The 12,999-nt window shown below is 46.3% G+C and carries 13 protein-coding genes, 1 rRNA gene and 1 riboswitch; of the genes, 2 read left to right on the top strand and 12 right to left on the bottom strand.

The genetic code is table 11. The annotated features are described in order from the left end of the window. Window positions 1-4 precede the first annotated feature (4 nt). The 9 genes from purS to MHH52_RS03265 all read right to left on the bottom strand — a co-directional run bounded on the left by purS (window position 5) and on the right by MHH52_RS03265 (window position 9,572). Complete coding sequence (gene purS, locus MHH52_RS03305; RefSeq protein ID WP_036680912.1) at window positions 5-250, bottom strand: phosphoribosylformylglycinamidine synthase subunit PurS; 246 nt, start codon at window positions 248-250, stop codon at window positions 5-7. A 126-nt stretch (window positions 251-376) separates the two neighbouring features. Beyond that, window positions 377-1,267, bottom strand: coding sequence for a phosphoribosylaminoimidazolesuccinocarboxamide synthase (locus tag MHH52_RS03300; RefSeq protein WP_340006630.1), 891 nt, complete (start codon window positions 1,265-1,267; stop codon window positions 377-379). Window positions 1,268-1,646: 379 nt separating this feature from the next. Further along, complete coding sequence (purB, locus tag MHH52_RS03295; RefSeq protein ID WP_042124027.1) at window positions 1,647-2,942, bottom strand: adenylosuccinate lyase; 1,296 nt, start codon at window positions 2,940-2,942, stop codon at window positions 1,647-1,649. A gap of 5 nt (window positions 2,943-2,947) precedes the next feature. Then, window positions 2,948-4,183: a 5-(carboxyamino)imidazole ribonucleotide synthase gene (gene purK / locus MHH52_RS03290; protein ID WP_340006629.1), complete on the bottom strand. Its 1,236-nt coding sequence runs from the start codon at window positions 4,181-4,183 to the stop codon at window positions 2,948-2,950. Then, on the bottom strand, window positions 4,180-4,665 hold the full coding sequence (gene purE / locus MHH52_RS03285; protein ID WP_340006627.1) for a 5-(carboxyamino)imidazole ribonucleotide mutase: 486 nt from the start codon (window positions 4,663-4,665) through the stop codon (window positions 4,180-4,182). The genes purK and purE overlap by 4 nt, the downstream gene beginning before the upstream one ends. Window positions 4,666-4,877: 212 nt before the next feature. Next, a riboswitch (purine riboswitch) is annotated at window positions 4,878-4,979 on the bottom strand. A gap of 276 nt (window positions 4,980-5,255) precedes the next feature. After that, window positions 5,256-5,690, bottom strand: a complete 435-nt coding sequence (locus MHH52_RS03280; protein WP_042184737.1) for a universal stress protein — start codon at window positions 5,688-5,690, stop codon at window positions 5,256-5,258. Between the two features lie 40 nt (window positions 5,691-5,730). Continuing rightward, the gene (locus tag MHH52_RS03275) at window positions 5,731-5,994 is read right to left on the bottom strand and encodes a DUF1294 domain-containing protein (protein ID WP_042193264.1); all 264 of its coding nucleotides are present in this window, start codon (window positions 5,992-5,994) and stop codon (window positions 5,731-5,733) included. Between the two features lie 110 nt (window positions 5,995-6,104). Continuing rightward, window positions 6,105-7,343: an MFS transporter gene (locus MHH52_RS03270; protein WP_340006626.1), complete on the bottom strand. Its 1,239-nt coding sequence runs from the start codon at window positions 7,341-7,343 to the stop codon at window positions 6,105-6,107. A gap of 93 nt (window positions 7,344-7,436) precedes the next feature. Next, window positions 7,437-9,572, bottom strand: coding sequence for a DNA topoisomerase 3 (locus MHH52_RS03265; RefSeq protein ID WP_340006624.1), 2,136 nt, complete (start codon window positions 9,570-9,572; stop codon window positions 7,437-7,439). A 127-nt stretch (window positions 9,573-9,699) separates the two neighbouring features. Here MHH52_RS03265 and tsaA point away from each other — a divergent pair, with 127 nt between their 5' ends. After that, the gene (gene tsaA, locus MHH52_RS03260) at window positions 9,700-10,146 is read left to right on the top strand and encodes a tRNA (N6-threonylcarbamoyladenosine(37)-N6)-methyltransferase TrmO (RefSeq protein WP_340006623.1); all 447 of its coding nucleotides are present in this window, start codon (window positions 9,700-9,702) and stop codon (window positions 10,144-10,146) included. A gap of 50 nt (window positions 10,147-10,196) precedes the next feature. Further along, a complete protein-coding gene (locus tag MHH52_RS03255) occupies window positions 10,197-11,066 on the top strand; it encodes an AraC family transcriptional regulator (RefSeq protein ID WP_340006622.1) in 870 nt (289 codons plus the stop codon). 161 nt (window positions 11,067-11,227) lie between these two features. Here MHH52_RS03255 and MHH52_RS03250 read toward each other — a convergent pair whose 3' ends face one another. From MHH52_RS03250 to rrf, 3 genes are all read right to left on the bottom strand, one after another. Beyond that, window positions 11,228-11,743, bottom strand: a complete 516-nt coding sequence (locus MHH52_RS03250; RefSeq protein WP_340006621.1) for a hypothetical protein — start codon at window positions 11,741-11,743, stop codon at window positions 11,228-11,230. A gap of 76 nt (window positions 11,744-11,819) precedes the next feature. Further along, window positions 11,820-12,575, bottom strand: a complete 756-nt coding sequence (locus MHH52_RS03245) for an acyl-ACP thioesterase domain-containing protein (protein ID WP_340006620.1) — start codon at window positions 12,573-12,575, stop codon at window positions 11,820-11,822. Between the two features lie 238 nt (window positions 12,576-12,813). Further along, window positions 12,814-12,930 (bottom strand): 5S ribosomal RNA (gene rrf / locus MHH52_RS03240). Window positions 12,931-12,999: the final 69 nt, after the last annotated feature.

The following is a 12,999-nucleotide window of genomic DNA, read 5'->3' as shown; positions in this document are numbered from 1 at the left end:
TCGTTTAGTCCTCCAATTCGTAGCGGTAATCCTCGATCACCGTGTTGGCAAGTAGCTTTTCGCACATTTCCTTGAGACGCACTTCTGCTTCAGCACGGTTATCCGTGTCCAAAGTCAGCTCCATATATTTCCCAATACGCAAACTTTCAACTTCTTGAAAACCTACCGAATGAAGTGCTCCTTGCACCGCTACACCTTGTGGATCGAGAACGCTTTTCTTAATGGTGACATATACCGTCGCTTTTAACATATGCTTATAGTTCCTCCTAAATTTTTATGTGTATATACTTTCAGAAAGCTGAAACTCTACTAAAGTAAATCTAGCTTCAAAAACATATACTTAATTTATTCCCATGAGTAAACACACTATGTTGAACTATAAAGACTTGCCAGTAAGACGATGATAAATGTCCAAATAACGTCGAGTAGTTTCTTCAACTACTTCTAATGGAAGTGGATCAGGTTTGCTATTTTTGTCCCAGGAGGATGCAGATAGATACGTACGAACAGGCTCTTTATCCATACTATCAATTTCGATATCAAGAGCGTATTTATCCTTGGCCCAGAAACGTGAAGCATCCGGCGTAAAAATCTCATCAATCAGAATCACCTTGCCATCCAGCAAGCCGAATTCGAATTTGCAGTCTGCAAGAATGATACCCCGCTCAGCACAGTACTCTCTAGCAAAAGCGAATAACTGCAAACTTTTCTCCTGCAGCTCAAGTGCTAGATCAGCACCGATTAACTCCTGCATCTTTTCAAAAGGAATGTCCTCATCATGGCCCACATCATTTTTAGCCGCAGGGGTAAAGATCGGCTGTGCCAGCAGCGCGTTTTTGCGCAAGTCTGCAGGAAGCTCGATGCCATTCACTTTGCCGGTTTCTTGATACTGCCTCCAGCCCCCACCAGTGATGCACCCACGCACTACACATTCGATATCAATTCGCTCCGCTTTGCGTACCACCATAACACGGTTTATGAGCGCCTCTTTGTCCCTAACGATGTCTCCGAGCAGATCCACATCGATATGAACGACATGATTCTCCATTAGCTCTTTGGTTTTTCCAAACCAGAACGCACTCAGACGGTTAAGCACATTTCCCTTTTCAGGTACCGCTGGGTCTAGCACATAGTCAAAAGCAGATATCCGATCCGTGACGACGATCAGTACATTCTCCCCTATATCGTACAGCTCACGAACCTTCCCTTTATAGAGCAGCGGCGCATTGATGAGTTCCACGGCTGTGGATACGGCCGATGATGTCATGACCTTTCCTCCCTTGAACTAATGATCTTGATTTATATCTGCGTAAAAGTCGCTCCAAGCTCGAATTATTCTTCCGAGGAGTTGTGAAGTCTGAAATAAAGATCTGGTTAAAACGGGACCACTGCGAGAAATGTTTGGACTTCCGATCGCTGTTATCCTCAGATTTCTTGATTTAAACCGCTTCTCGCGGTAGAAATCCGAGAATAAAGGCGAACGCTACGCTTCTACAGTTCCAAAAATTCTCTTCGTTCCCTCTTCAACCCTAATCCATATTGCAAACCTCATACCATCCAGCTCTACTGAACAATTACGCTCTTTCCGCAACTCTTCCGCCTATTTATTGCTACGTTCCTTAGTTCACCACTAACCTATCTTTTTTTTAGATAAGCTCTAACTTGCGGAAGATGGTATCCACATGCTTAAGGTGCCACGAAGGGTTAAATGCATCTTCAATTTCTTCTGGGGTAAGAACGTTAGTAATCTCAGGTGTAGCTTCCACGATATCACGGAACTGTTTTTGCTCTTCCCAAGCTTGCATAGCACGCGGTTGAACGGTATCGTATGCTTGCTCACGGCTAAGGCCTTTGTCGATCAGTTTAGTCAAGATCCGACCGGAGAAAGGAACACCGAACGTGCGGTTCATGTTACGTTTCATATTCTCTGGGAATACAGTCAGGTTCTTCACGATATTTCCGAAACGGTTCAGCATATAGTTGAGCAGCATCGTCGCATCCGGAAGGATGATACGTTCCACGGAGGAGTGCGAAATGTCGCGTTCATGCCAAAGTGGTACGTTCTCGTACGCTGTAACCATATGTCCGCGAATGACGCGGGACAGACCGGAAATGTTCTCACAGCCAATGGGGTTCCGTTTGTGAGGCATAGCGGATGAACCTTTTTGGCCTTTTGCAAAGGCTTCTTCCACTTCGCGAATCTCACTCTTTTGCAGGGCGCGGATTTCAGTAGCAAATTTGTCTAACGAAGTCGCTACCAAAGCAAGAGCAGCCATGTATTCAGCGTGACGGTCACGCTGCAGAGTTTGGGTAGAGATTGGAGCTGGGCTTGTGCCAAGCTTGCGGCAAACAAATTCTTCTACGAAAGGATCAATGTTGGCATAAGTACCAACCGCTCCGGAGATTTTACCGAACTGCACACCATTCGCAGCATGGCGGAAACGCTCCAGGTTACGTTTCATTTCTTCGTACCATAGTGCCATTTTCAGACCGAAAGTAGTTGGCTCGGCATGAACACCATGCGTACGGCCCATCATCGGCGTATCTTTGTAAGCAATAGCTTTATCTTTAAGGATCTCAATAAAATTGATGATATCCTTCTCTAGAATCTCATTCGCTTGACGTAGCAAGTAACCCAGCGCCGTATCTACCACGTCAGTAGAAGTAAGACCGTAGTGTACCCATTTACGTTCTGCGCCAAGGCTCTCAGATACCGCACGTGTAAATGCGATTACGTCATGGCGTGTTTCTTGTTCTATTTCATCAATACGTGCGATGTCGAATTTAGCATCTTTACGCAGTTTAGCTGCGTCTTCGTGAGGGATTACTCCCAGTTCAGCCCATGCTTCACAAGCGCAAATTTCAACTTCCAGCCACGCTTTGAATTTATTCTCCTCCGTCCAAATAGCTCGCATCTCAGGTCTACTGTAACGTTCGATCATATTCTTTAGTTCCTCCAAAGTTTAGATTGCTCCACCCAGGATAAGCCGTCTCCGGTATCCTTGCAGAGCAGATTGATATGGCCCATCTTCCGGCCGGTCTTACTCTCAGTCTTGCCATATATATGAAGCTTAGGTACAACACCCAGCTTATTATCTTTTTCGTCTTGTGTACAGGTCGCTTTAATTGCTCCGTCCAAATGCTGACCTAGTACATTTACCATAACTACAGGTGTCAAAAGCGTTGTATCGCCCAGCGGCAGATTACAGATCGCCCGGACATGCTGCTCGAACTGTGAAGTCGCGCAAGCATCCATGGTGTAGTGTCCAGAGTTATGCGGTCTTGGTGCCAGCTCATTGACGAACAATTGTCCGTCCTCTGTGACGAACATTTCCACTGCCAGCAGTCCAACTGCATGAAGTCCAGCGATTAATGTCTCTGCCAATTCGCATGCTCTCCGCTGAATATCCTCTGATACTCTTGCAGGTACAATAGATAGATGCAAAATGTTATTCACATGAATGTTCTCAGCAGGCGGAAAGCTCTTGACCTCCCCAGATGCACTGCGTGCAGCAACGACAGATATTTCACACTCAAAAGCTACGAATTTCTCAAGCACCAGCTCCGGCACAACTGCTCCGGGTGCTACTTGCTGGAAGGCTTCTTCCAGCTCTTCCTCCTGTCGAATCACGGCTTGACCCTTGCCGTCATAACCTCCTGTGGCTGTCTTTAGCACACAAGGTAGCCCAAGTTCAGCCGCCGCCACTTTCAGCTCCGCAAGGCTATCCACCTTACGGTACGGGGCGACGGGTACGCCTGCCGCTTCGATGGCGGCTTTTTCACGCAGCCGATGCTGCGTCGTATACAGCAGCGCGCTGCCCTGTGGCACGTACGATTCCTCCGTCAGCAGCGCGGCTACGCCCGCGTCAACGTTCTCGAACTCGTACGTGATGACGTCCGCGCGGCGGGCTAGCTCCCGCGCCGCGTCCCGGTCGTTATACGCCGCCGTGATCTGCGGCGTAACTTGCCCACAGGGCGCATCCAGCGCAGGGTCCAGCGCCACGAAGCGGTAGCCCATGGCGCTGCCAGCCAGCGCCATCATGCGACCGAGCTGCCCGCCGCCGAGCACGCCGACGGTCGCGCCGGGCAGTAGCGTCCGGACGGTGTCCGTGCCGGACGCATCAACAGCGGCTGGCGAAGCTACGCCGCCAGCCTCCGGCAGCTTCAGCTCGTCCGGTCTCATAAGCTGTCGCTGCTTTCAAGTACTTCGTCGCGGATCGCATCCCGCCGCAGCTGCGCACGCTGCTGCACTTCTGGATCGAACGCTCCGATAATCTGTGCAGCCAACAGGCCTGCATTAACAGCGCCTGCCTTACCAATCGCTACCGTTGCCACCGGAATGCCTCCAGGCATTTGCACGATGGAGAGAAGCGAATCCAGCCCATTAAGCGCCTTCGACTGCACTGGCACTCCAATCACAGGCAGGATTGTCTTTGCTGCCACCATACCCGGCAAATGCGCTGCGCCTCCCGCTCCCGCAATAATGACGCGAATGCCACGGCCCGCTGCTTCCTCCGCATAGCTGAACATCAAGTCCGGCGTCCGGTGCGCGGATACTACCTTCTTCTCATAAGATAATCCCAGCTCTTCAAGCACCGCACAAGCGTGCTCCATCGTATCCCAATCCGATTTACTGCCCATGATGACAGCTACCTGCACAGACATGATTCGACCTACCTTCCGATCACTAGTATGGATATCTTTATCTTGTAAATTCTAATAAAAAAAGCCCGATGACCAGACGCATATTGCTGCGGGAGGATCGGACTAGTAAAGAAATTAGGAAAAAAATAATCCGCATGCCTATCACTAAGCTGGCATTAAGCGCGGAAAATGGCACAATGCATCACTCCGTCACCCGGACCGCATTGCCGCATTCTATCATCCTATTTCCTCATAGTCCGGTAATTTACGGTTCCCGGGTAGAAACTTCCGGGCCATATCCCCGGTTTTATACGAGTTGCTCATGACATCAGTTTAACAATCCCCTACATAGGATGTCAACTCAAACACGAACATTGATATATTCCAATTACTAATTGTTCGCTTTTGGGCGTATTTGAATTCTCAATAGCCACTTATTGGGATGATAAAGACTTCTTTCCGTACACTCCTAGCTCTAACAACACATGTTATATTAACTGTAAAATATGCTTCATCGGATTACATATAATGACTTTATTAGATTCATATTCAGTCTTTTAGTTTCTTAACAATGAAAAAGGAACGCCATCAGCGTCCCTTTTAACTTTATATTATTTTACTACCAGCACTGGAATGCGAGCGCTTTGTACTACATTGTGGCTCACACTTCCCAGGACAAATTCACGTATTCCGCCAAGTCCGCGGCTGCCGATAACAATAACATCTATAGCATGTTCCTTAGCATATTTCAAAATTACTTCAGCAGGAGATCCTTGTAATAGCTCAACCTCAGCATTCAAGCCTTCAGCCTCAAGGCGTCCCTTCACTTCTTCCGTAGTCTGCACAGCTAAATCATAATATTCTTTATTTACTGAAGCTGGTAGTGGTGCAAGAGCTTCTCCGATAAAAAATCTTGGGAATTCAAATGCGTGTACGACATGCATCGTAGAACCTGGAGTTACTTTTGCGAGTTCAATTGCGCGCTCCAAAGCCTGATTGGAAGCCTTAGAACCGTCATAGGCGAGTAAAATTTTAGAGAATAACATGTACGCCACCTCTTTTTCTAGTTTGTAATCATAATGACTATCACCTTAAAAAATAGCTGTACAAAAAAATATTCAGCAACAGAAGTAACGGAATTCCGATCCTAAAGGACATATGTCGCGTCTTGTGGCGCTTACGATACATGGCAATCAGCACGCCTAGTGCCCCGCCCATAGCTGCCAGCAGAAAAAGTGTCTTCTCAGGTACACGTTCTCGCCGTTTACGGGCTTTGTTCTTGTCTTCGGACATAACTACATATCCGATTATATTAATTACCACAAACCACAACATTATAACCTTGACCATTCTCCCGGGCTCCTCCTTGCTTCCTATCTATCTCTATTATATTCCTCTTTTTCACAAAAAACCAATCATCCTTACAAGCTCTGATAACTTCGTTGCCCACCTCTTAGGTTTCATTGCTTCGCATCCTTCATCCATACCCAGGACAATATCGCAGCCAATGCCGCCGCAATCCCGCCCAACCAGAACCCCCCGGTCAAACCATACAGAGCGCTCATCCATCCTGCCACGAACGGGCCAGCCGACATACCTATCGCATAAACAGCCTGATAGAAGCCCATAGCAGTTGCGCGTTTATATGGATCTACTTCTGACACCGACTTGCCTAGCAACAATGGAAAAATAAGTCCCTGCATAAATCCATTTCCTACTTGAGTCAAACAGAGCATTGCTAACGTCGGCATAGAAGGAATAAGAAATGTAAACAATGCACTTCCCGCGAAGCCTAGGAGAAGCGTTCCCCTGTCTTCGAGCAGCCTTCCGAATAGCCGTGAGCCGTAGAGCGTCGCGACAGCATGCGGAATCATAAAAGCGAGCGTTAACCAGCCCAAGCTTTCTTTGCTTGCTCCAATATTCAAAGCTTGGTTCGGAGTATATCCGAACATCGTAATGAATAGCACACAGTGTGCCAATACAGACAGCAGTGAGACTCTTACCAGGAGCGGCTCCTTCATAACACCCGCCAGATCCTTGATCTGTATCGCACTTTGCCGTTTCTCCTGTTTTTGTTCAGGCAATCGCAAAGCAAGTAGCAGTGCTGCAATCGCTACAATTCCGCCAATCAGAAACGGGGCATTCCAGCCCCAATGTTCCACCATATAGCCACTGATCATCATGCTCATCAATTGGGCGATTACCGTAGTGAATTGCAGCATCCCCATCGCTTTTCCAGCTTCCTCTTTCGGGAAATATCCCGCGAACATCACAGTATACACAACCCATGCCGAAGCCGCTATACCGGATACAGCACGCGCCGCCAATGCCCAACCAGGCTGCACCCCCCACATAAAAAGAAAGCAGCTAGCTCCGCTCGCAATCAGTCCTAGATAAATAAACGGTCTCCGCCGATTCAAATAATCCGAACCGATGCCAATCGGCAAACGGAACAGAATCTGCATTAAACCATATACGCCAAGCACCATGCCCACCATAAAATACGATGCACCCAGGTGCTCTACATAAGGTGAAAGCACCGGAACATAAATATAAGAAGAAAACCAGAACATAAATACAATAACGAGAAAGAAAAACCTACTACCTCCCTGCCCCTGTGGACGATCTCCCGCTTTCAACTGATCCACTTGCTGTTCAGCTGCCACCCTGATCACCTGCTCTATGTATTTGCTTAACATTCTAATTCAGAGCCTACCCGTAGACCACAAAAACTTACTTGGACAGAAAAAAGACTGCTGAGCGCACTCAGCAGCCTTCATTATTTCAATACTCTACTTATCCTTCTTTTGCCCTTCAAGCGCTGCTTTCAGCAGCTCCCCAAGGTTAGAACCCATGCTTTCTTGCTTACTATATTGCTGGACCAGCTTTTGCTGTTCACGTTTATTAACATGCTTGTGATCCTTATCCAAGGTTTCTGTGATTCCACAGCCTAGACATTGTACGAACATGCCTGCTTTACCTTCTTTAAGCTCCATTTTCTTATGGCACTGTGGGCAGCGGCGATTCGAAAGTCTTTTCTCACCGGCACGGGTATAGCCGCAGTTATCTGCAGGACACACAAGCAGCTTGCCCCGTTTGCTCTTCTTCTCGAGTAGTCTTGTACCGCATTCCGGACAATTACTGTTAGAGACATTATGCGGTTTGTATTCTGCTCCACTAGTTTTGACACCTGTTACCAGTTCCTGTGCCATACTGCGTATGCCTTGTAAAAAGAGCTCCGGTTTCCCTTGACCACGCGCTATTTTCTCCAGCTCAGCTTCCCAGCGCGCGGTTAGATCCGGTGTCCGTAGCTGAGTGGATACCAACTCGATGAGCTGCTTACCTTTTCCTGTCGGATGCAGGAGATTTCCTTGACGCTCAATCGTATCAGAGCTTACCAGCTTCTCGATAATATCCGCGCGGGTCGCCGGGGTTCCGAGGCCGTGCTTCTCCATTTGCGTCAACAGCGAAGCTTCATTATAACGCTTCGGTGGCTGTGTTCGACCAGCACGCACCATACAGCGGCCAATCGTCACAGTAGCCCCTTCGCGCAGCTCAGGCAGCTTTACACTGCCTGCAGTCGGCTCGTCCGCAGATTCGTCATCGTCATCACTACTCATATCTCCGCCGTATACTTCACGCCAGCCGGCATCTTTTACCGTCGTCCCTTTGACATGGAAGCTTTCCCCTTCCACATTGACGGTTACAGCTACCGCATCATAACGAGCTGGCGGATAGAACAAGCTTATAAAACGCCGCACAATCAGATCATACAACTTACGTTCCTCAGTACTCAGGCCATTTAACAATACGGTCTGTTCTGTAGGAATAATAGCGTGGTGATCGCTGACTTTACTATCATCCACGATCCGCTTCGTGATCGGCAGCGGTTTACGCAGCAGTGGACGTGCCAATGTTGCATATGGACCAACAGCCACACTGTCCAATCTTTCCTTGAGTGTGCCCGTCATATCAGAAGTCAGATAACGGCTGTCTGTACGCGGATAAGTGACGAGCTTGTGCTGCTCATACAGCCGCTGAAGCACACTGGAGGTCTGCTTCGCGGAGAAGCCGAACTTCCGGTTCGCATCACGCTGCAGTTCAGTCAGATCATAAGCGAGTGGATGAGGTTCACTTTTCTCACTCTTCTGTACCTTAATAATACGGCCGCTGCGTCCAGTAAGCTTATCCTTTAGAGTTGCCGTCTTATCCTTTTCGAATATCCGACCATCTCCGTTACCGGCCCGCCAAGCCGCTTGGAAATCTCCGAAATCTGCAGTCAACGTCTCAAAATCAACGGAACGGAAACCAGTAATCTCCCCTTCGCGATCCATAATCATCCCTAACGTTGGCGTTTGTACCCGTCCAGCTGAGAGGGGCGAACCGAACTTGCAAGTCAAAGCTCGCGTAACATTCAGTCCAATCATCCAATCTGCCTCTGCGCGGCAACGTGCAGATTCATACAGACGATCAAACTCACGACCTGGACGGAGCTTTGCGAATCCTTCTTTTATCGCTTTATCCGTCTGAGAGGATATCCATAGCCGCCGGAACGGCTTTTTCCATCCTGCCATATTCATAATCCAGCGTGCTAGCAGCTCCCCTTCACGAGCAGCATCTGTAGCAACAATAAGCTCCTCAATGTCCTGACGTTTCATTAGATGCTGAACAGCCTTGTATTGCTGGTTAGTCTCCCGCAGCACCTTCAGCTTGGTCTTCTCCGGTAAAATCGGCAAATCCTCCAAGGCCCAAGTTGCAAACTTTTTATTATAATCCTCGGGCTCTGCCAGGCCGACCAAATGCCCCAGCGCCCAGGTAACCACATATTTTGGACCTTCAATATAACTCTTCTGTTTATTATTACATCCCATGACTCGTGCAATCTCGCGTGCAACAGACGGCTTCTCCGCCAATACTAATACCTTCATAACGCTCCCCTTTCCACATCAAATTTCATTATAGCATTAAATGAATGTTAGCAAATATCGTCAGGCTTTACCGTAGGACTCCGTTATACACTAGATAATATCTGATACCCGAAAGGAGTCATAGTCAATGAATGAACAAGAAAGCTATAATATAGTACCTATAGGATGGGTTACAGGTATGCCACATAATTTGCGACTTGAAATCAAACCGGAATTTAGCCCGGCACTTAAAGGTTTATCTCAGTTTAGTCATTGCCAAGTCCTTTGGTGGCTGCATGAGTTTGCAGATGATCATTTCCGCCAGACTACACAGATTCCCCCCCCTTATGACGCGACATTAACTGGAGTATTTGCTTCCCGTTCCCCTATTCGCCCTAATCCAATTGGGCTTAGTGTAGCAGCAATCCTGTCTGTCGATGTAGACTCTGGAATAGTAGAGGTGGCCGGGCTTGATGCATATCCTGGCACACCGATCCTCGACATCAAAGCCTATTTTCCTAGTGCAGATCGCGTAATGGAAGTGACCGTTCCCGATTGGGCTGCTAATTGGGGGGACTGGACAGCAAATAATTGAAGTAATCGTGTTGGACACCAATTCTATTAACTGTTATGGGAGGACATCTCTTGAACAATCGCCAACTAATCATTCAAGCATTAGATCTCATTGAGGATCGATTAACAACGTTTCTTCCTGTAGCTGTCCTCTCCAAAGAAATGGGGTATTCACTTTATCATTTTACCCGTCTATTTCAAGCGGTCACTGGGATAGCACCCGGCGACTATATATCCAGACGCAAAATCACTGAGGCAGCCTTGGATATTCATCGAATGCCAGAACGCTCACTCCAGGACATCTCATTAGATTATAACTTCAATAACTATGAGACCTTTACTCGCGCTTTCAAAAGAATGCTGTATACAACTCCTACCCTTGTCCGTAAAAGACTTACTGAAACGAAACTCCCTTTGCTGCCTAGACTATATGAACAGGATCTACTTAAAATAACTCCGGATAGTGATATCTTCCCCCAATCCGTTGATTTCAGGGAAATCATACTTCAGGGACCCGTAGTTAAAGTAGACCATGATTTCTCCGTCATTTCTGATACTTGGCCTTCGCTTTTCAGCAAGGTAGCTACTATATCTGATAGAATACAACCTGAAAAATATTATCAGCTTGGTTTCTGGCCAGACGATTATGAAAGTAATGGATTTTCGATCATGTGTGCTTGTCAGTTAAACCCTACATATGCGGACAACAATCGGGAATTTCCCATTCAAATCTTGCCCCCCATACGCTATCTAAAATTCATCCACAAAGGTCGCTCTTGTGATATCCCTTCTACTTATAAATATATTTACGGAATCTGGCTGCCGAAAACAGAATACAGAATATCCCTCCCTTTTGAATTGGAATATTATGGTGATCTATATCTAGGACCAAACGACGAAAACTCGGTGAGTGAAATCTACATTCCATTAGAACTTTTATAAAAAAAGAGTCCGTATCTGCTATGCAGAAACGGACTCTTCTTAGCTTATTGGATTAACAGTTACTCTTGCTGCACCTGAATCGTTTGTTCAAGCCGTTTATAGAACGTTTTTATTCTTTGACCCTCAGCATCTTTCAAAAGATTCAAATCCTATTTTATCTACTATAAGATGTGGTATAGTCGGATACAAATCGTATCCCTGAAAGTACGGTTCAATGATGTTACCTTGATCATCTTATCTTCTATCTGATAGAACACTTCCGTTGGACTATACTCCCCTGTTTGTTCTGGCGATACAGGAACTTCACCCATACTATTAATAACTATTCTAGTCGTTGCTGGCGTAATATCTAGATTCTGAACGGTATAACTAAACGAACCTCTGCTCTTCGTTTGATATGGAGTAAGCCTAATAACTTCCTCAGTTACTTTTTTCACGGGTACTTGAAACACAAATGGCTCTTCGATTTGGGCTACAGGTACACTTACACTTAACTCAAACTCAAATCCAAATAACTCGGTGTTTTGAACCTCATTAAGTTCTAATAAAAGTGTGTTCGGTTGCCCGTAGATATCGCCTGTTCTTGAAGAACCAAACCTCACTTCTTCCCCACCAGGGAGTTTAACTACAGGCATTCCAAGCAACCCTTTTACAGATTGATCAAAATCATTATTCAAAAAGTTAAAAAGCGACTGGCCCGATTGAAGTTTGGAGTAATCGCTTCTATAATAATATTCCATTTATATAAATTGCTTACTTATCAATGTTCTTCAACTCTACACATGCTTCAAAAAATACAGTATCACTATTCTGCCCACGTACAAATATTCCATCATCCGTTACAGAAGTGCGTAAAATAGATAGTTCGTCCCCGAACTTTGCTTCGTTTAAATAAGTAATCTGGAAGCGTTTGAGCTCAGCACTATCCCATTCCGATAAAGTAAGCGCATCACTACACAAATCACCATATCGTGCATTATTCAAATGCCCGTTAGTGTCGAGACCACTGTATCTAACACAGTATTTGTAAACTTCTTCCAACTTTATATCAGAGGGAATTGCTACTTTATTAGGAAAATCTCCTACTGAATCACCACTATAGTGCTTAAGCTCAACAGGGAGCGCATTAGGTCGAAGGATCTTCCTTTTCTCAATATCCACTAATGCCCAAATCGTGCGGGCTGTAGCGATCTCAATACCATCTCCATCAAAAATACGATAATCGCGTTGCCATAGCGCCCCTTTGGTTCCTTTACTCCAGGTACGAACACTAAGCTGATCATTTGGGCGAGGAATACGCTTAAATTCAAGATCGAGCGTAATCATCATCCAGCCCATTCCCGCATTCAAAATCTCTTCCATACTTATCCCCAACTTACCCACTGCGGAATCCGCTGCACGCTGCATGATATCCAAAATAAAGGATAACTTGCCTTTCGATCGATAATCTGTGTCACTCGCATGAACAGAAAATTGCTCTATCCACACAAGATTAGTATTGTTCTCCATTGTTTATCCTCCTGCCATGCAAAATATCCTTGCATTCACTTGAAGTATCCACATATACCACTACTCTATCCACATAAATTGGGGACTACTTTCAATTTTGAATAAATTCGATTCTTTCATCCACATGTTAGTAACTTTTATGAATCCATTATTTCCTCAAAACTTATCCACATTATTCGAAATAGACGATAAAGGGAACAAAAAAACCATTGTTGATAAATCAACAATGGCTTCGTGTGCTTGGCAACGTCCTACTCTCCCAGGACCCTTCGGTCCAAGTACCATCGGCGCTGGAGGGCTTAACGGTCGTGTTCGGGATGGGTACGCGTGGAACCCCTCCGCTATCGCCACCAAACGGGCATTTGCGGTACAAATGCATTATTCAGGTCTCAGCATCGCCAAATGCTGAAAACAAATTCATCAT

It is taken from the genome of Paenibacillus sp. FSL K6-0276 (genome assembly GCF_037977235.1).
Taxonomy (GTDB): domain Bacteria; phylum Bacillota; class Bacilli; order Paenibacillales; family Paenibacillaceae; genus Paenibacillus_AQ.
This window is presented reverse-complemented; position numbering and strand designations above follow the sequence as displayed.

What these genes read in the sequence shown, in the direction of transcription:
- purE (WP_340006627.1), bottom strand. Translation starts at nt 4,665, where the DNA reads ATGTCTGTGCAGGTAGCTGTCATCATGGGCAGTAAATCGGATTGGGAT.
- purK (WP_340006629.1), bottom strand. Translation starts at nt 4,183, where the DNA reads ATGAGACCGGACGAGCTGAAGCTGCCGGAGGCTGGCGGCGTAGCTTCG.
- MHH52_RS03245 (WP_340006620.1), bottom strand. Translation starts at nt 12,575, where the DNA reads ATGGAGAACAATACTAATCTTGTGTGGATAGAGCAATTTTCTGTTCAT.
- MHH52_RS03280 (WP_042184737.1), bottom strand. Translation starts at nt 5,690, where the DNA reads ATGTTATTCTCTAAAATTTTACTCGCCTATGACGGTTCTAAGGCTTCC.
- MHH52_RS03265 (WP_340006624.1), bottom strand. Translation starts at nt 9,572, where the DNA reads ATGAAGGTATTAGTATTGGCGGAGAAGCCGTCTGTTGCACGCGAGATT.
- tsaA (WP_340006623.1), top strand. Translation starts at nt 9,700, where the DNA reads ATGAATGAACAAGAAAGCTATAATATAGTACCTATAGGATGGGTTACA.
- MHH52_RS03275 (WP_042193264.1), bottom strand. Translation starts at nt 5,994, where the DNA reads ATGGTCAAGGTTATAATGTTGTGGTTTGTGGTAATTAATATAATCGGA.
- purB (WP_042124027.1), bottom strand. Translation starts at nt 2,942, where the DNA reads ATGATCGAACGTTACAGTAGACCTGAGATGCGAGCTATTTGGACGGAG.
- purS (WP_036680912.1), bottom strand. Translation starts at nt 250, where the DNA reads ATGTTAAAAGCGACGGTATATGTCACCATTAAGAAAAGCGTTCTCGAT.
- MHH52_RS03300 (WP_340006630.1), bottom strand. Translation starts at nt 1,267, where the DNA reads ATGACATCATCGGCCGTATCCACAGCCGTGGAACTCATCAATGCGCCG.
- MHH52_RS03270 (WP_340006626.1), bottom strand. Translation starts at nt 7,343, where the DNA reads ATGTTAAGCAAATACATAGAGCAGGTGATCAGGGTGGCAGCTGAACAG.